Origin of the sequence: Cupriavidus sp. Agwp_2 (genome assembly GCF_040784895.1) — a bacterium.
In the GTDB taxonomy this organism is placed as follows: Bacteria; Pseudomonadota; Gammaproteobacteria; order Burkholderiales; family Burkholderiaceae; genus Cupriavidus.
Window position 1 is genome coordinate 1,699,378 of the sequence record NZ_CP088083.1, and the last position, 16,674, is coordinate 1,716,051.

15 protein-coding genes and 1 pseudogene are annotated in these 16,674 nt (G+C 65.8%); 11 read left to right on the top strand and 5 right to left on the bottom strand.

Annotation, left to right across the window (positions count from 1 at the left end; translation table 11 throughout):
• Nucleotides 1-23: 23 nt before the first annotated feature.
• From LPA45_RS07905 to LPA45_RS07935, 7 genes and pseudogenes are all read left to right on the top strand, one after another.
• Entirely contained in the window at nt 24-512 is a 489-nt protein-coding gene (locus tag LPA45_RS07905) for a helix-turn-helix domain-containing protein (RefSeq protein ID WP_116322602.1), read from the top strand.
• 89 nt (nt 513-601) lie between these two features.
• Nucleotides 602-1,720 carry an HlyD family secretion protein gene (locus LPA45_RS07910; protein ID WP_116322603.1) on the top strand — a complete coding sequence of 373 codons (1,119 nt, stop codon included), beginning with the start codon at nt 602-604 and terminating at the stop codon, nt 1,718-1,720.
• Nucleotides 1,720-3,321: a DHA2 family efflux MFS transporter permease subunit gene (locus tag LPA45_RS07915; protein ID WP_116322604.1), complete on the top strand. Its 1,602-nt coding sequence runs from the start codon at nt 1,720-1,722 to the stop codon at nt 3,319-3,321. Before LPA45_RS07910 ends, LPA45_RS07915 begins: the two co-directional genes overlap by 1 nt.
• Nucleotides 3,322-3,689: 368 nt before the next feature.
• Nucleotides 3,690-3,827 (top strand): annotated as a pseudogene (locus tag LPA45_RS07920) (acetyl-CoA C-acyltransferase); the annotation flags it as partial.
• 73 nt (nt 3,828-3,900) lie between these two features.
• Nucleotides 3,901-4,359, top strand: coding sequence for a MaoC family dehydratase (locus LPA45_RS07925; RefSeq protein ID WP_116322605.1), 459 nt, complete (start codon nt 3,901-3,903; stop codon nt 4,357-4,359).
• A gap of 12 nt (nt 4,360-4,371) precedes the next feature.
• Entirely contained in the window at nt 4,372-5,310 is a 939-nt protein-coding gene (locus tag LPA45_RS07930; RefSeq protein ID WP_116322606.1) for a ketopantoate reductase family protein, read from the top strand.
• A gap of 38 nt (nt 5,311-5,348) precedes the next feature.
• Entirely contained in the window at nt 5,349-6,158 is an 810-nt protein-coding gene (locus tag LPA45_RS07935; protein ID WP_116322607.1) for an oxepin-CoA hydrolase, alternative type, read from the top strand.
• 40 nt (nt 6,159-6,198) lie between these two features.
• On the opposite strand, the gene LPA45_RS07940 is transcribed toward LPA45_RS07935, so the two are convergent.
• The 4 genes from LPA45_RS07940 to LPA45_RS07955 all read right to left on the bottom strand — a co-directional run bounded on the left by LPA45_RS07940 (nt 6,199) and on the right by LPA45_RS07955 (nt 11,242).
• Nucleotides 6,199-7,200, bottom strand: a complete 1,002-nt coding sequence (locus tag LPA45_RS07940) for a tripartite tricarboxylate transporter substrate binding protein (RefSeq protein ID WP_116322608.1) — start codon at nt 7,198-7,200, stop codon at nt 6,199-6,201.
• A 97-nt stretch (nt 7,201-7,297) separates the two neighbouring features.
• Nucleotides 7,298-9,235, bottom strand: a complete 1,938-nt coding sequence (locus LPA45_RS07945; protein ID WP_116322609.1) for an acyl-CoA synthetase — start codon at nt 9,233-9,235, stop codon at nt 7,298-7,300.
• Nucleotides 9,236-9,237: 2 nt separating this feature from the next.
• Nucleotides 9,238-10,029, bottom strand: coding sequence for an enoyl-CoA hydratase/isomerase family protein (locus LPA45_RS07950; protein WP_317922448.1), 792 nt, complete (start codon nt 10,027-10,029; stop codon nt 9,238-9,240).
• A gap of 28 nt (nt 10,030-10,057) precedes the next feature.
• A complete protein-coding gene (locus LPA45_RS07955) occupies nt 10,058-11,242 on the bottom strand; it encodes an acetyl-CoA C-acyltransferase (RefSeq protein ID WP_116322611.1) in 1,185 nt (394 codons plus the stop codon).
• A 375-nt stretch (nt 11,243-11,617) separates the two neighbouring features.
• On the opposite strand from LPA45_RS07955, the gene LPA45_RS07960 reads away from it, so the two are divergent.
• From LPA45_RS07960 to LPA45_RS07975, 4 genes are all read left to right on the top strand, one after another.
• Nucleotides 11,618-12,082, top strand: a complete 465-nt coding sequence (locus LPA45_RS07960; protein WP_317922446.1) for a carbon monoxide dehydrogenase subunit G — start codon at nt 11,618-11,620, stop codon at nt 12,080-12,082.
• A 126-nt stretch (nt 12,083-12,208) separates the two neighbouring features.
• On the top strand, nt 12,209-12,706 hold the full coding sequence (locus LPA45_RS07965; protein WP_376790637.1) for a (2Fe-2S)-binding protein: 498 nt from the start codon (nt 12,209-12,211) through the stop codon (nt 12,704-12,706).
• A 1-nt stretch (nt 12,707) separates the two neighbouring features.
• Entirely contained in the window at nt 12,708-15,080 is a 2,373-nt protein-coding gene (locus tag LPA45_RS07970; RefSeq protein ID WP_116322613.1) for a xanthine dehydrogenase family protein molybdopterin-binding subunit, read from the top strand.
• Complete coding sequence (locus LPA45_RS07975) at nt 15,077-15,943, top strand: xanthine dehydrogenase family protein subunit M (protein ID WP_116322614.1); 867 nt, start codon at nt 15,077-15,079, stop codon at nt 15,941-15,943. The genes LPA45_RS07970 and LPA45_RS07975 overlap by 4 nt, the downstream gene beginning before the upstream one ends.
• 16 nt (nt 15,944-15,959) lie before the next feature.
• Here the strand turns inward: LPA45_RS07975 and LPA45_RS07980 are convergent, their stop codons facing one another.
• Complete coding sequence (locus LPA45_RS07980; RefSeq protein WP_116322615.1) at nt 15,960-16,667, bottom strand: TetR/AcrR family transcriptional regulator; 708 nt, start codon at nt 16,665-16,667, stop codon at nt 15,960-15,962.
• Nucleotides 16,668-16,674: the final 7 nt, after the last annotated feature.

Genomic DNA, 16,674 nt, shown 5'->3' on the forward strand with positions numbered 1-16,674 from the left:
TAGATTTTCCAAGGACGCTGATCATGCCGAAAAAGCCACTTGTTGAAATGCCGTGTCCCATCGCACGCACCGCCGCCCGCGTTGCCGACAGCTGGAGCGTGTTGATCCTGCGCGAATCCTTCTACGGCGTGACCCGCTTCGATGAGTTCCAGCAGAACCTGGCGATCGCTCCCAACATGCTCACGCGGCGCCTGAACTCGCTGGTCGAGGAAGGCATGCTGGAACGTCGCCAGTACTGCGACCGACCACCGCGCTCCGAATACATCCTGACCGAGCGCGGGCGCGATTTCCGCCAGGTACTGCTGGCCATGCTGGCCTGGGGCAACAAGCATCTCGCGCCCGAAGGCGAGAGCGTGCAGCTGGCGAGCCGGCGCACCGGCGCGCGCGTGGAACCCGTCCTGGTCGACGCCGCCACGGGCCGCCCGGTCACTGATGCCGACTACCACATTGCACCCGGGCCCGCCGCCAGCGATCGCGTGCGCCAGCGGCTGTCCCGCTCGGCCGAAGCCTGACCTCATATTCCGATTTCCCGACCCTGCCGCACCACAGGCGGCGCAGCCCCCCCCCCAAAGCAAAGAGCAGCAAGCAGAAAGGAAGTGCCATGAGTAGCAATACGCTGACTGAACGGACAGGTACCGAACCCGTTCCCGCGTCGAAATCCAGGACCAGCCCCAAACGACTGCTGGTGGCTGGCGCGCTGGTTGTCGCGGGGCTGGCGGGCATCGGCTACGGTCACCACTGGTGGGCATCGGGCCGTTACCTGCAAAGTACCGACGATGCCTATGTCGGCGGCGATGTCACGGTGATCGGTGCCAAGGTCGGGGGCTATATTGCCGAAGTCGCGGTGACCGACAACCAGTCGGTCCGCGCCGGCGACGTGCTGGTGCGCATCGACGACCGGGACTATCGCGCCGCACTGGCCAAGGCAGAGGGCGCCGTGGCAGCACAGAAGGCACTCCTGGCCAACCTGGATGCCACCGCACGGCTGCAGGAAGCGGTCATCGCGCAGGCCAGGGCGGGCATCGCGGCGACCAATGCCGACACGGTGCGGGCGCGCGACGACCAGGTCCGCTACGCCAGCCTGGTGGCCAAGGCGGCCGTCTCGATCCAGAGCTCGCAGAAAGCCGACTCGGACTACAAGCAGGCGCAGGCCAATGGCGACAAGGCCCGTGCCTCGCTGCTGGCGGCGCAGCGCCAACTGGACGTGATCGGCACGCAGAAGCAGCAGGCCGAGGCGGCGCTGGCGCAGGCGAGCGCCGAGCGCGACATCGCCAGACTGAATCTCAGCTATACAGAGCTGCGCGCCCCCGTGGACGGCACCGTGGGCAACCGCCGCGCACGCGTCGGCGCCTTTGCCGGTGCGGGCAGCCAGCTACTGTCGATCGTTCCGGCCAGCGGGCTTTGGGTGGACGCGAACTTCAAGGAAGGGCAGCTCGCTCACATGCGCCCCGGCATGCCGGTCGAAGTAGAGGCAGATATCCTGCCCGGACGGGTCTTCCATGGCCGGGTCGCGAGCCTGGCGCCCGCCACCGGTGCGCAGTTCAGCGTGCTGCCGGCGGAAAACGCTACCGGCAACTTCACCAAGATCGTCCAGCGCGTACCGGTGCGCATCCGCCTCGACGACGAGGACGCCCGGCTGGGAGTCCTGCGTCCGGGCCTGTCCGTGATCGCGCAGGTCAATACCCACCCCGCGACGCCGTCGACCTCGCAGGTGCAGTGATGACGACGGCCAGCGTGACTACTACAGCGGCCGCCGTAGAATCAACGCCGGACGCGATGTCCACCGGCGCCAAGGTATTCGCCTTCGGCACCATGTGCGTCGGCATGTTCATCGCCTTGCTGGATATCCAGATCGTTTCCGCCTCTTTGCGCGATATCGGCGGTGCGCTGTCGGCCGGCGCCGATGAAACCGTATGGGTGCAGACCAGCTACCTGATCGCCGAGATCATCGTCATCCCGCTGTCCGGCTGGCTGTCGCGCGTCATGTCGACGCGCTGGCTGTTCGCGGCCTCGGCGGCCGGCTTTACCGTGACCAGCCTGCTGTGCGGGTTGGCGTGGGATATCCACAGCATGATCGTGTTCCGCGCGTTGCAGGGGTTCCTGGGCGGCTCGATGATCCCGATGGTGTTCACCACGGCATTCGCGTTCTTCAGCGGCCCGCAACGTGTGATCGCCGCGGCCACCGTCGGCGGGCTGGCCTCGCTGGCGCCGACGCTCGGGCCCACGGTGGGCGGCTGGATCACCGATCATTTCTCGTGGCACTGGCTGTTCTTCATCAACCTGGTGCCGGGCATCTTCGTCACCGTCGCGGTGCCGCTGCTGGTCAAGGTCGACCGGCCGAACTGGTCGCTGGTGCGCGGTGCCGACTACCTTGGCATCGTGCTGATGGCGCTGTTCCTGGGCTGCCTCGAATACACGCTGGAAGAAGGGCCGCGCTGGGACTGGTTCGATGATGACGTGATCCTGGCGACCGCCTGGATCTCCGGCCTGTCGGGCGTGGCCTTTCTGTGGCGCACGCTGACCTACGCCAACCCTATCGTCGACCTGCGGGCGCTCAGGGAACGCAATTTCGCGCTTGGCTGCTTCTTTTCCTTTGTTACCGGCATCGGCATCTTCGCCACCATCTACCTGACACCATTGTTCCTGGGGCGGGTACGCGGCTTCAGCGCGCTGGACATCGGGCTGGCGGTGTTTTCCACCGGCGTGTTCCAGATGGCTTCCATCCCGCTCTATGCCTTCCTGGCGAACCGCGTCGACCTGCGCTGGCTGATGATGGCCGGGCTGGCGATGTTCGCGGTATCGATGTGGTTCTTCGCGCCCATCACCCACGACTGGGGCGCGGCGCAACTGATGCTGCCGCAGGCGCTGCGCGGCATGGCACAGCAGTTCGCGGTGGCGCCCACCGTGACCCTGACGCTGGGCAGCTTGCCGCCAGAGCGGCTCAAGCTGGCGTCCGGCCTGTTCAACCTGATGCGCAACCTGGGCGGCGCCATGGGCATCGCGGCCTGCGCCACCGTGCTCAACGACCGCGGCAACCTGCATTTCCTGCGCGAGGCGGAGCACCTGACTATCCGCAATGAAGCCATGGGAAGCGTGCTGCAAGGGCTGACCGACCAGTTCGTGGCCGCCGGGCACGATGCCCTCGATGCGCATACCGCAGCGCTCAGGCAACTGTGGGGGCTGGCCTGGCGCGAAGCGCAGACGCAGACGTTCGGCGATGCGTTCCTGGTGATCCTGGTCTGCTTTGTCATCGCCACGGCCATGGTGCCGCTGATGCGCAAGGTCGCGGCGCCGAAGGGCCCGTCGGCGGATGCGCACTGATCGGGAGCAGGGAATGAAAACCGATCTGTTCAAGAGATTGCTGTGTGCGCGCTGATCGCGTGCGGGGCGACGCTGGCACACGCTGGCAATGAGCGTCCGCGTGATACGGGCGTAGCCTGTGCTCGTGCAGGCAATACATATTGCAACCTTCAGGAGCCGGCCGCCGGGCGCTTGCCGCATGGCGCCGCGACTGAAGGGCGTGCGACCGATTGATCTTTGATCTTTGGTGTTGGGCAGGGAGAAAGCGATGAATGCAAGAGATGTCGTGCTGTGTCAGCCGGTGCGGACCGCCATTGGCGCCTACAACGGTTCATTGAAGTCGATTGCGGCAACCGATCTCGGCGCCGCGGCAATACGGGCCAGCGTGGCCGATCGGCGCGACCGGCGCGGTGCTGACGACGCGGCTGCTGCATGCCATGCGCGCGGATGGCATCTGCCGTGGCATCGTCACGCTGTGCATCGGCGGGGGACAAGGGATTGCGCTGGCGCTTGAGGCGTCGGCCTGATTCGCCGGTTCTTGATCCGCGCGCCGGTCGTCGGGATCGGCGCACAACCTACTGAACAATGGAGGAGCAAACAATGAACATCCAATACATCGAGGATCTGGCGCCGGGCCAGAAATATGGTTCCGGGCGGCTGACCGTCGAGACTGAGCGGATCAAGTCCTTCGCCGCTGAATTCGACCCACAGCCTTTCCATCTCGATGAAGCCACTGCCCGCGACACGCTGTTCCGCGGCCTGGCCGCGAGCGGCTGGCACACGGCGGCTCTGACCATGCGCCTATTGGTCGACGGCGAGCTCCGGCCCGCGGGCGGCATCATCGGTGCCGGCTTCGAGGAGCTGCGCTGGCCCAAGCCGGTGCGGCCCGGTGATGCCTTGCATGTCGAGAGCGAGATCCTGGAGGTGCGGACGTCCAGGTCGCGTCCTGACCAGGGCATCGTGAAGGTGCGCATCACGACCTTCAACCAGCATGACGAACCGGTGCAGACCGGCGTGGTCAACCTGGTCGTGCAGTGCCGTCCCGCCGCCAAAGCGTAGACGGGAGGCGCCATGAAAATCCTTGTACTCGGCGCTGGCGCCATGGGCGGCTACTACGGTGCGCGGCTGATCGAGGCGGGCGCGGACGTCACCTTCCTGGTGCGGCCCGGCCGCGCGCAGGCCCTGGAACGCCACGGCCTTGCCGTACGCAGCGAGCTCGGCGCCTTCCATCGTCCGGTCAGGACTGCCCTGGCGGGACAGGTAGACGCGCAGTTCGACCTTGTCCTGCTGGCATGCAAGACCTATGACCTTGCCGACGCGATCCGGGCGATCAGCCCCGCCGTGGGCCGTGACACCGCGGTGCTGCCCTTGCTCAACGGACTCGGTGCCTATGATGGTCTCGATCAGTGCTTTGGCAGGCAACGCGTGATGGGCGGGGTTGCCTACATCGCGACCACGCTGGCGGCGGACGGCACCGTCATGCACGCCGGCCGCCTGGACCGGCTCGTCGTCGGCCCCCGCGCCGCGCAGACCTCCACCCTGGCCGCGGATTTCCACGCGCTGCTGTCACGGGCGGCGGGTACGCGAGAAGTATCGGGCGCCATCGGGCAGGAGCTCTGGAACAAGTGGGCCATGATCGCCGCGGGCGCCGTCATGACATGCCTGATGCGCGGCTCGGTGGCGGACATCATGAAGACGCAGGATGGCCGCCGGCTGATGCTTGACGCGATGGCCGAGTGCCGCACGGTGGCGCAACTGTGCGGCCATGCCATTCCCGAACCCGTCGTTGCTGCCATGCAGGCCCGGCTGCTGGACGAAACCTCCAACTGGGCTGCATCGATGATGCGGGATATCGCGCAGGGCGCGCCACGCATCGAAGCCGACGCCATCGTCGGCGACCTGATCAAGCGCGCCGGCGAGCACGGGCACGAGCTTCCGTTGAGCCGCACGGCCTATTGCCACCTGCAGGTCTATGAGCGCCAGCGCGCTGCCGAACAGGCTGCGGCCTGAGACGCGCCCGCTCACCTGAAACAACCACGACTCACGACATGACGACCTTTTCCTCCCTGTTGCAGCACACGGAAGGCAGCGTGCTGGTGCTCACCATCAACAACCCGGGCAAGCGCAACGCCATCGCGGCGGATCTCTATGACAACATCCGCGCCGCACTGGCGGCCGCCGCGGACGATCCGGCGGTCGGCGCCATCGTGCTGACCGGCGCCGGCAACTACTTCTGTGCGGGCGGCGACCTGGCATTGATCCGCCAGCGGCGCGAACTGACTTACGACGAGCGCATCGAGAAGCTGGGGCATCTGCACGATGTGGTGTGCAAGCTGCGCGATTTCCCCAAGCCGATTGTTGCAGCGGTGGAAGGCGGTGCGGCAGGCGCCGGCTTCTCGCTGGCACTGGCCTGTGACCTGCTGGTGGCATCCTCCGGCGCGGCTTTTTCGATTGCCTATGTGAAGGTAGGCCTGACACCGGATGGCGGCATCACGGGCCTGCTGGCGCAGAGCCTGTCGCGGCAGGTGCTGACGCAGCTCGCGTTGACCGGCGATCGCATCACGGCCGAGCAACTGCAGCATTTCGGCGTCGTCAACCAACTGGTGGAGGCGGGGCAAGCCGGCGTGGCGGCGATCGCGCTGGCGGCGCGGCTTGCCCAGGGCCCCCAGCAGGCGCTGGGTGCGATCAAGGCGCTGTGCCGTCATGCGCATGAACGCACGCTCGATGACCAGCTGGAAGCGGAGCGGGTCGCGATGGCCGTGGCCCAGGGTGGTGCCGAAGCCGCGGAGGGCATCGCCGCCTTCCTGGAAAAACGCCCCACGAACTTTGCAGGGTTGCGCCGCGGCGATCCGGCATAGCCGCGGCTGCCCGCCTTGCCGCCGGGCGCTACGCCGGGCGCTATTGCCCGGCGAGTTTCAGGCTTTTGGCGATGCGGGTCAGCTTCGCATGCTCGTTGGCCAGGAATGCTTGCGCCTGGGCCATCGTCATCGGCTCGATCGCGCGCTGCAGATTGACGGAACGCCTGGTACGGTTCTCCGGGCTGCCCACCCAGGCATTCATGGCGTCCACCACCCGTGCCGTCACGGCGTCCGGGGTATTTGGCGGCGCCAGCACGCCCGCCCACTGGCTGTACTCGAAGTCGGCAAGTTCCCTGGTTTCCGACAGCGCGGGCACATCGGGCAACGACGGATGCCGGGCCTTGCTGGCGACGCCGATCGGCCGGAAGCGGCCGGCCTTGATCATCCCGTAGGTCGGGCCGCCCATCGGAATGAAAGTCAGGTCGACCTGCGCACCCGCGATATCGCTTGTGACCGGCGCCGCGCCTTTGTAAGGGACTTCCAGGAAGCGCACGCCGGTACGGGCCTGGAAGTCGGCGCCGACCAGGTGGGGTGCCGAGCCGGGCCCCCAGTGCGCCAGTGACAGCGGGCGGTTCCTGGGGTTCTTCGCATACGCGATGACCTCGTCGACGTTCTTGAACGACAACGAGGGATTCGACACCAGGATGAAGTCCGAAATCCCGCTGAAGCCCGCCAGCTTGAATTTCTCCGGCGAATACCTGGCCGATGCGATGGTCAGCGGCGCGACCAGGAAATCGATGCCGGTCGTTCCCAGCAGGGTGTAGCCATCGTTGGCGGCGCGCAGCACGTTCATTGCACAGATCGAGCCGCTCGCGCCGGGGAGGTTGTCGGCAAGGACGTTCTGCCCGAGGCTTCTCTTCATCACGACGGCTGCCGCGCGGATCGATTCATCCGCCGGCCCACCGGCGGGAAATGCGACCTTGACGACAACCGGCTTGCTCGGATAGGTGCCTTCGGCCCGCAGCCAGGATGGCGCAAGCATCGCAGGCACGGCGCCGCAGGCCGCCTGCAGCAGGCGCCGCCGTGAAAGCTGGATAGTCATGATTGTCTCCTCTGATAGTTCTGCATGCCGGCAGCGCATCCCCGTTGGGGCGCTGCCGGCATGCACTGCTTCTGTGAGGCCTGCTCAGGCGAACGGGCTATTCGTAGACCACCGCGTACTTGATCGTCAGCGTCGAGAACGCCTTGCCGATGGTTGCGGCCGCGATTTCCCGATCTTCAGGGCTCAGCGCGGCAGGCAGCACCAGCGTGGACAGGATGCCCTGGTCGCCCCGGTCCTCGATGCGGATATCGACAAGCGGCACGGGCGTCTGCGCATTGACCTCGGCAAGCATCTGCCGTTGCGCACGCAGGACGGCATCGCTGCGCAGCGCGTTCTTCTGGATCTTGCCGACGGCCGTCTTGGGAATGGCATCGACCAGGTAGAACTGCTTGGGCACGGCGGCGCGTTCCGGAATCACCTCATAGGCGTAGTGCTTGATGCGGCCAAGCGGGAAGGTGCTGCCCGGCTTGAGCGCGATGTACGCCACCGGCAGTTCCCCGGCATGCGCGTCAGGCAGCCCGACCGCCGCGGCGTCGAAGACCTCGGGGTGGCGATACAGCGCCTCTTCGATCATGCGCGGGTCGATATTGTTGCCGCCGCGGATGATCAGATCCTTGGCCCGCCCGGTCAGCCAGAAGTAGCCATCTTCGTCCGCATAGCCCAGGTCGCCGGTATTGAACCAGCCGCCTTCGAACCAGATGCCCTTGTTCTGTTCCGGGTTCAGGTAGCCCGCGAAGATGTTGGGGCCGCGCACCACCACGATGCCAGGTTCCCCCGGCTCGCAGTCGCGCTGGATGCGCCCGCCGGCGACCTTGACGACCTTCATCTCCTGGTAGGCCATGGGCAGGCCAATGGAGCCGATGCGGCGCTGGCCATAGCGCGGGTTGGTGGCGCTGAGCGCGGTGCCTTCGGTCAGCCCGTAGCCCTCGAAGATCATCGCGCCGGTCAACCGCTCGAAGGCTTCGGCTACGGCCACCGACAGCGGCGCGGTACCGCAGCTGGCTGCCTTGAGGGAGCTGATGTCGGCGTCGCCAATCGGGATATTGAGCGCCATGTTGACCACGCTCGGGACCATTCCGAGCGCCGTGACGCCGAAGTGCCCGACGATCTGCCAGAGATTGCGGATGACCGAGGGATCGCGCCAGCCGCTGGAGGTCAGCAGCACGACCGAGGCGCCGCGGGCCAGCGGCATCAGGCAATTGGTCAGCACGCCGGTGACATGGAACATCGGCACGCCGCAGACGCGGACATCCTCGGGCTGCACGTCGATCTGCATCGCGCTGACCCATGCCATGGCCACTTCGTTGCCGTGGGTGTGCAGCGCCAGCTTGGGCGTGCCGGTCGTGCCCCCGGTATGGAACATCGAAGCGGTATCGCCCGGCGAAAACACCCGCTGGCTGTCCAGCGAATCGTCGTCGAAGCGCTCAAGCCCGGCATCGAGATCGACGATGCCCGCCTCGCTGGCCTTGCCGCCGCCGGCCTTGATCCAGTGCTGCACGCCCGGCAACTCGCGGCGCACCAGCATGGCCTTGTTCCAGGCTTCGATATCGGGGTCGGGGCCGTAGGCAATCACCGCCTTGGCGCCGGCATTGCGCAGCAGCGCCGCGATAATCTCGGGCTCCAGCATCCAGTTGACCGGGCAGGCAATGCCGGTCGCCTCGCTGCCCCAGATCGCGTATTGCGATTCCGGTGTCACCGGCATCAGCACCCCGATCACGTCATCGGCGCCCAGGCCGAGCGAGTGCAGCAGGTTGGCGGTCTGCGTGATGCGCCCGAACATTTGCGCATGGGTGATGGTGACCGACTTCGCCAGCTCGTCGCCGGAGGTGAAATAGTGCAGGGCAGGCGCCTCCGGCGCACGATCGCGGGCCAGGCGCAGCAACTCGTAGGTGCTGTCGGGCAGGCGGCGGTCGGCAAGGGGCGTCTGCTCGAAGCGGCGGATATCGGCAAGCGCCGTCACGGTCAGCCTGGGGCGGTAGGGGTCCGGTTGCGCCAGGTTGGTGGCCGCCTGCACGTGGGTGGTGAGCTGCGTCATGTTCAGACCCCCCGGTACACCGGACGGCGCTTGTCGAGGAACGCTGCGCCGCCTTCGTGCATGTCTTCGGTGCTGAACAGCGTGGCAAAGGCCAGTTGCTCCAGCATCAGCGCGGTATCCAGCGTGGCGTCCTGGCCGTTGTTGATCATCAGCTTGGCCATGGCGATCGAGTGGGGCGATTTTTCGGCAATGCGGTGCACGTAGGCTTTCGCCTCGGCCAGCAGTTCGTCCGCGGGCACCACCTTGTTGACCAGGCCGATGCGGTAGGCCTCGTCGGGCTTGATGATTTCGCCGGTAAAGATCATTTCCTTGGCGCGAGTCGCGCCGACCAGCCGGGTCAGCCGCTGCGTGCCCCCACGCCCCGGGATCAGGCCAACGTTGGTTTCGGTTTGTCCCATCAGGGCATTTTCCGCGGCGACGCGCAGGTCGCACGCCATCGCGAGTTCCAAACCACCGCCAAAGCACGGCCCGGCGATGGCCGCGATCACGGGGATGGTGCTGTGATGGATCAGCGCCCACAGGTTGGGCGCGCCGCTGGTCGGGACGAAGGCTTCGATCGGGCGGCGCGCGAGCATTTCAGGGATGTCGCCGCCTGCCACGAAGGCCTTGGTCCCGCCCCAGAGGACAATGCCGCGAACCGTCCGGTCCGCCATCAGCGACGACAGCGCCGCGTAAAGGTCAGTGCGCAGCCCCGTGTTCAGCGCGTTGTACTTCTCCAGCCGGTTCATGGTGACGACGGCGCAGGGGCCGTCGCGGTCGATAAAGACGGTGTCGTACTCGGTGATGCCGGTCATCGGTGTCTCCGTTGTCTCTGTGGGATGCTCAGTGGATGAACTCGAACAGGCCGGCCGCGCCCATGCCGCCAGCGGCGCACATGGTCACGACGCCATACCTGGCCTTGCGGCGGCGGCCTTCCAGCAGGATGTGGCCGGCCTGGCGCGCGCCGGTCATGCCATACGGGTGGCCGATGGCAATGGCGCCGCCATTGACGTTGACGCGCTCCAGCGGCAGGCCGAGCTTGTCGATGCAATACAGCGCCTGGCAGGCAAAGGCTTCATTGAGTTCCCACAGGTCGATGTCGTCGATGGAAAGCTCGTTGCGTTCCAGCAGCCGCGGCACCGCGCGCACCGGGCCGACGCCCATCTCGTCCGGTTCCACGCCGGCAGTGGCCAGGCTGACAAAGTAGCCGAGCGGTTCGAGGCCGCGCCGTTCGGCTTCACGCTCGGACATCACCACCAGCGCCGCGGCGCCGTCGGACAACTGGCTGGAGTTGCCGGCCGTCACCTGGTAACCCTCGCCCTTCACGGCGGGCAGCGCACTCAGGCCTGCCACCGTGGTGTCGGCACGGACACCTTCGTCCGCCTCGAGCAGGAACTCCACCGTCGACGTCTCGCCGGTCACTTTGTCCTTCACCGACTTCACGGTTGCCAGCGGGACGATCTCGTCAGCGTAGCGGCCTGCCTTCTGGGCTTCCACGGTGAGTTGCTGGCTGCGCAGCGCGAACTCGTCGGAGCGCTGCCGCGACATGCCGTAGCGCTCGGCCAGGATTTCGGCCGTATCGATCATATGCAGGTAGACGTCGGGGCGGTTCTTCGCCAGCCACGCTTCCTGCTGGGCGACCTTCAGCGTGACGGGTTGCGACAGGCTGATGGATTCGACACCACCCGCCACCATCACCGGCACCTTGTCGATCAGCACGCGCTGGGCGGCAAACGCGACCGCCTGCAGGCCGGACGCGCAGAACCGGGTCAGTGTCGTGCCGCTGACGGACACCGGCAGGCCCGCGCGGATGCCGCCTTGCCGGGCGACATTACCGCCGGTGGCTGCGATGGGCTGGCCGCAGCCGAAAATGATGTCCTCGACTTCCGCGCCGTCAATCCCCGCGCGCTGGACGGCATGCTGGATGGCATGGCCCGCCATGGTCGCGCCATGGGTCATGTTGAATGCGCCTCGGGTGGCTTTTCCGATCGGGGTGCGGGCAAACGAAACGATCACTGCACGCGACATGGGTTCTCCTTTGATGTAGATGCGGGCGGTAGTCCGCCTAATATAGACAGTGGATACATTGGTGTGTGTGTTGTTGCGTTGGAACGGGAAGCCAGACGCCGGCACTCAGTGTATCCACTGTCTACATACTAGGATCGCGATTGCGAAGGCGTCAAGAAGTCGTTGTGCAAGGTCGGGTTTACCAGCCTGCCAACGCTGCTGGCATCGCAGCGTCAGCCAGATTGGTGAAGGTGCATCGTTGCTAGGGTTAGCACTAGGGGCAAATGGCTTCCCGTTCCTTGACGCTGGCCGACGCGCTCCCTACGATATAGACGCTGGATACATTGATGTTCAGACATGCGGTGACGGGATAACAGAAGCCGATAGGAGGAAGTATTGGAATTCACTGGCAAACAGGTAATCAAGGCTCCCAGGGCAGAGGTCTGGAAGCGCTTGAACGATCCGGCGACTTTGCAGCAGTGCTTGCCGGGATGTGAACAGTACGGGCAAGGGGAAGACGGCGGGTATGACGCGGTCATCGTCGCGGCCGTCGGGCCGATCAAGGCTCGCTTCAAGGGAACAGTCCGCTTTTCCGACCACCTCGAAGGCGTCGGCTACCACATCGAAGGCAGCGGGAGCGGTGGCGTCGCGGGATATGGCAAGCTGGGTGCCGACGTCCGGCTGGAAGACGTCGATGGTGGTACCACGCTGCACTATGTGGCCGCAGCCCAGATCGGCGGAAAGCTCGCACAGATCGGATCCCGTCTGGTGGGCTCCGTCGCGAACAAGTTCCTGGCGGAGTTCTTTTCCCGCTTCGAACAGCTGGTCACGCAAGAGATGGAGCAAAGTGCCGCCCTGTAAACTTCCCCTGAATGAGCGTCGGACGGAAGGGAAGTGCACCCAAAAATTTTTTGGCCTTTAGTATGATGTTCGTAATACTATACGCATCGCGTGTGCTGATGCTGAAGGTGCTAACGGAACACAGAGGTGACCGTGAAAATTGAAAACACCATCAATGGCGTGACGGGGACGACCGAGATCGAGCCAAGGCGGCTGCTGGTGCATATGCTGCGGGACCAGAAGCGCCTGACCGGCGTTCACATCGGCTGCGATACCTCCCAGTGCGGCGCTTGCACGGTGCTTGTGGACGGGGCGACCGTGAAGTCTTGCACGGTACTTGCCGCACAGACGGACGGATGCGACCTTCGCACGATCGAAGGGATGGAGCACGACCACACCACATCGGCGCTCAAGCAAGCCTTTAACGAGTTGCATGGCTTGCAATGCGGATTCTGCACCCCGGGGATGCTGCTGGCGGCGCGCGCGCTGCTGGAGCATCACCCCGCGCCGGCCGAAATCGACGTCAGGGAAGCGCTGCACGGCAACCTGTGCCGCTGCACCGGGTATCAGAACATCGTCGATGCGGTGCTGCTTGCCGCCACCAGGCTGCAGCAAGCGCCAGCCGCCATGCAAGGGGAGGCCTGAGATGAGCGAAGCACTGAACGGCAGCGCAACCCGGTACATCGGCAAATCGGTCAGGCGACGGGAGGACAAGCGCCTGATGAGTGGCCAGGGCAGGTTCACTGATGACCATCAGTTCCCTGGCATGGTCTACGCGGCCTTTGTCAGGTCGCCATATGCCCACGCCAGCGTCACCGGAGTCGACACGTCAGCCGCGCGCGCGCTTCCCGGCGTGATCGGCGTGCTGACCTATGCGGATATCCACGGCAAGGTCGGCGACATCCGGCCGAACTGGGTGGTGGGCAATTCCAGGGTGCCACCGCATCCTCCGCTTGCGGCGGAGCGCGTGCGGTACGTCGGGGAGGCCGTGGCGATGGTGGTGGCCGAGAGTCGGGAAATCGCGGCGGATGCCGCCGAACTCGTCGCGGTAGGCTATGAAGAATTGCCGCCGGTCGTCGATGCGGAAGCCGCGCTGTCTGACACGGCGCCCCAGCTTCACGATAACGTGCCGGGCAATCACATCGGCACGTTCCGACTCAAGGGCGGCAGCTACGAGGATGCATTGAAACGCGCCGATCGCGTGATATCGATCCGGCTGGTGAACCAGAGGCTGATACCCAGCCCGCTTGAACCGCGCGCCTTGTGCGCGAATTTCGACCCGGTTGACGAGCGTCTCACGTTTATCGTCCCGACCCAGGTTCCGCATATGTCGAGACGCTGGCTGGCGGAAACCCTGCGCTGGCCCGAGCACCGGGTCCGGATCGTGGCGCCCGATATCGGCGGCGGATTCGGCGCGAAGATGCATTTCTACGCGGAAGAGGTGCTGGTGGCGTTCGCTTCCAGGCATTTCGGGCTCCCGGTAAGCTGGACCGAGACGCGCAGCGAGAATTTCGTCGCGACTACGCATGGCCGTGCGCATACCGAGTATGTGGAAGCGCCTGTCACGACCGACGGCAAGGTGCTGGGGATCCGGGTGCGCTCGTTCGCCAACCTTGGCGCCTACCTGTCGAACATGGCGACGGGTATTCCCACCGTCAACACGGCCAACTACATCACGGGCAACTACCAGATTTCCTCGGTCGACGTGGAGGTGAACCTGGTAACGACCAATACCACGCCGGTCGACGCGTACCGCGGTGCCGGACGCCCGGAAGCCGCTTACATCATCGAGCGGCTGATGGACGCCGTGGCAGGAGAACTGGACCTGGATCCGGTGGAGCTGCGGCGCCGCAACCTGGTGCAGCCCGATCAGTTTCCCTATCTGCCGCATGACGGCGCGCGCGGCAGGTGGGATTCCGGCGACTACGAAGCCTGCCTGAACAAGGCGACCGAACTGATCGGCTACCGGCGCTGGCGGACGGAGCAGGCGGCGCTGCGCGAGCAGGGCAGATACATCGGCATCGGCGTGATCTGCTATCTGGAACTGGTCGGCATGGGCATTTCGCCGATGCTGGAGAAGGTCGGGTTCAACCGCGGCGGCTGGGAAAGCGCGCATATCCGCGTGCATTCGGACGGCAAGGTGACGCTGTTCAGCGGGTCGATGCCGCAGGGCCACGGCCATGCCACCAGCTTCGCGCAGATCGTCGCGGAAGCCCTGCAACTGCCGATGGAAGATATCGATGTCGTGCAGGGCGACACCGACCGCGTGCTGGCTGGCCACGGCACGTTCAATTCACGCTCGATGCCGGTGGGCGGCAGTGCTGCCTACGTGGCAGCGGGCAAGATCCTCGCCAGGGCCAGGCGCATCGCCGCCTTCATGCTGGAAGTCCCGGAAGCGGAGGTGGACTATGCAGATGGCCAGTTCTCGAGCGCAGCCAATCCCACCGTTATCCCGTTCTCGCAGGTGGCAAGGATGGCATACCTTGCGCACAAGCTGCCCCGGGATTTTGAAGCAGGGCTGGATGAGCGCGTCTTCTATGAGCCGGTCGCCCTGGGAGCACCGAATGGCTGCCATGCCGTGGTCGTGGAGGTCGATGCGGAGACAGGCGTGGTGACGATCCTGGACTATGTCGCGGTCGACGACGTGGGGGTCATGATCAACCCGATGCTTTGCCACGGCCAGATGCACGGTGGCATCGCGCAGGGTATTGGCCAGGCGCTGTTCGAAGAAGCCAGCTACGACGATGCTGGGCAACTGCTGTCCGGATCGCTGCTCGACTACGGCTTTCCGCGCATCGAGCAGGTTCCCCGCATGCGCACCGGTTTCCATGTCTCGCCGGCGCCGTCGAACCCGATTGGCGTCAAGGGCATCGGGGAGGCGGGCTGCGTCGGTGCGCCGCCCGCGGTGGTCGCGGCGGTATGCGATGCACTGAAGCCATTCGGCATATCCCATCTCGATATGCCGCTGACGCCGCCGAAGGTCTGGCGTGCCATCCAACAGAGCCGGAGCGCGACATGATTCCATACGAAGTCGAGTACCTCAGGGCCGGCAGCGTGCAACAGGCACTCGCCGCCCTTGCCCAACACCCCGAGGCGAAGATCCTGGCCGGCGGCCATACGCTGCTACCGATGATGAAGCTCAGGCTCGCGCGGCCCGGACTGCTGGTGGACATCGGCCGCCTGCCCGAACTTCGCGGGATCGTGGTCCACGAGGATTCCGTTTCCATCGGCAGCGCCACGACCCACGCCGAACTCGAGGCGAGCGCGGCACTGAAGCAACTGGCCCCGCTGTTCCCGCTCGCCGCGACGGTGATTGCCGATCCTACCGTCAGGAACCGTGGCACGATCGGCGGCGCGCTGGTGCACGCGGATCCGTCGGCCGACTGGCCGGCTGTCGCGCTTGCCATGGACGCGGAGATGGAAGTCGTAGGCGCACACGGAAGCACGCGCATTCCCGCGCACGAGTTCTTTGCCGGCTTCATGGCGACAGCCGTCGAGCCGGACGAGATCCTGACGCGCATCCACGTGCCATTGCCGGCGCCGGGCAGGGTTGCCTACCGCAAGTTCCGCCATCCGTCGTCCGGCTACGCGGTCGCTGCGGCGGCCGTTGCGATCAGCGTCGGCAAAGACGGCTACGCATGGGGAAGGATCGCCATCACCGGCGTTGCCGACACGGCATTCCGCGCATGGGAGGCCGGGGCGTTGCTGGAAGGCAGCTTCTCAGACCTGCCGGGCAAGGTCGATGCCATCGTCGAAGCGGCGTTCGCCAACGTGACCCCGCTGGCGGACAACTTTGCCGATGGGGCATACCGGCTGCAGCTTGGCCGGGTGATGCTGAAGCGCGCGCTTGCCGATGCGCTGGAGCCGCCCGGCGCAAGCTGAAGGACCTGGGGGAGGGTTACGCCTGCGCGGCGCTGCGTGGCCTTGCCTTCGGTTTGCCTGCGGCGGCCTCGTTGGCCGCCGCGGCCTTTTTCTGGCCCGCAGCCAGCAGGCCGGTCAGCACGAACTGCTGTACGCTCTGCCGCCATTGGGCCAGCGCCACGCGCGGGCGCGGGCTGGGCCCCGCCGGCCTGGCACTGAAGAACATGCTGACACCGTGCATGGCCGACCACGCGCAGCGCACCATCATGTCGTCGAACTGCTCGGCAAGACCGTTCTCGCGGAAGTAATCATGGACCCCGCCAGACAACAGCTGGTAAGACGCGCTGCCGGCTTCCAGCAACTCCGGATACCGTTCCTTATCCTCGATCTGCGGCCCGAACATCAGGTAGAACAGCGCGGGATGCTTGACGGCGAACTCGATGTAGCCATCCATGATCGTGAGCAGCCGCGCCTCGGCGCTCATCTCCGGCGCGAGGCGGGCCCGCCGCACCGCAACCAGTTCGCGGAACCCTTCGGCGGCGATGGCGGCCAGCAGGCCTTCCTTGTCGGAAAACTGGTTGCGCGGCGCGCCGTGTGACACTCCGGCGAGCTTGGCCGCGGAGCGCAGGGTCAGTCCATGGACGCCCTGGCTGGCGAGGATTTCGCGGCCGCAGCGGATCATTTCTTCCCGCAGGTTGCCATGGTGATAGCTTTGGCGGGCCGGGCGCTTGGTGGTGGTCGTCATGAAAATG

What these genes read in the sequence shown, in the direction of transcription:
- LPA45_RS07905 (WP_116322602.1), top strand. Translation starts at nt 24, where the DNA reads ATGCCGAAAAAGCCACTTGTTGAAATGCCGTGTCCCATCGCACGCACC.
- LPA45_RS07910 (WP_116322603.1), top strand. Translation starts at nt 602, where the DNA reads ATGAGTAGCAATACGCTGACTGAACGGACAGGTACCGAACCCGTTCCC.
- LPA45_RS07915 (WP_116322604.1), top strand. Translation starts at nt 1,720, where the DNA reads ATGACGACGGCCAGCGTGACTACTACAGCGGCCGCCGTAGAATCAACG.
- LPA45_RS07925 (WP_116322605.1), top strand. Translation starts at nt 3,901, where the DNA reads ATGAACATCCAATACATCGAGGATCTGGCGCCGGGCCAGAAATATGGT.
- LPA45_RS07930 (WP_116322606.1), top strand. Translation starts at nt 4,372, where the DNA reads ATGAAAATCCTTGTACTCGGCGCTGGCGCCATGGGCGGCTACTACGGT.
- LPA45_RS07935 (WP_116322607.1), top strand. Translation starts at nt 5,349, where the DNA reads ATGACGACCTTTTCCTCCCTGTTGCAGCACACGGAAGGCAGCGTGCTG.
- LPA45_RS07940 (WP_116322608.1), bottom strand. Translation starts at nt 7,200, where the DNA reads ATGACTATCCAGCTTTCACGGCGGCGCCTGCTGCAGGCGGCCTGCGGC.
- LPA45_RS07945 (WP_116322609.1), bottom strand. Translation starts at nt 9,235, where the DNA reads ATGACGCAGCTCACCACCCACGTGCAGGCGGCCACCAACCTGGCGCAA.
- LPA45_RS07950 (WP_317922448.1), bottom strand. Translation starts at nt 10,029, where the DNA reads ATGACCGGCATCACCGAGTACGACACCGTCTTTATCGACCGCGACGGC.
- LPA45_RS07955 (WP_116322611.1), bottom strand. Translation starts at nt 11,242, where the DNA reads ATGTCGCGTGCAGTGATCGTTTCGTTTGCCCGCACCCCGATCGGAAAA.
- LPA45_RS07970 (WP_116322613.1), top strand. Translation starts at nt 12,708, where the DNA reads ATGAGCGAAGCACTGAACGGCAGCGCAACCCGGTACATCGGCAAATCG.
- LPA45_RS07975 (WP_116322614.1), top strand. Translation starts at nt 15,077, where the DNA reads ATGATTCCATACGAAGTCGAGTACCTCAGGGCCGGCAGCGTGCAACAG.
- LPA45_RS07980 (WP_116322615.1), bottom strand. Translation starts at nt 16,667, where the DNA reads ATGACGACCACCACCAAGCGCCCGGCCCGCCAAAGCTATCACCATGGC.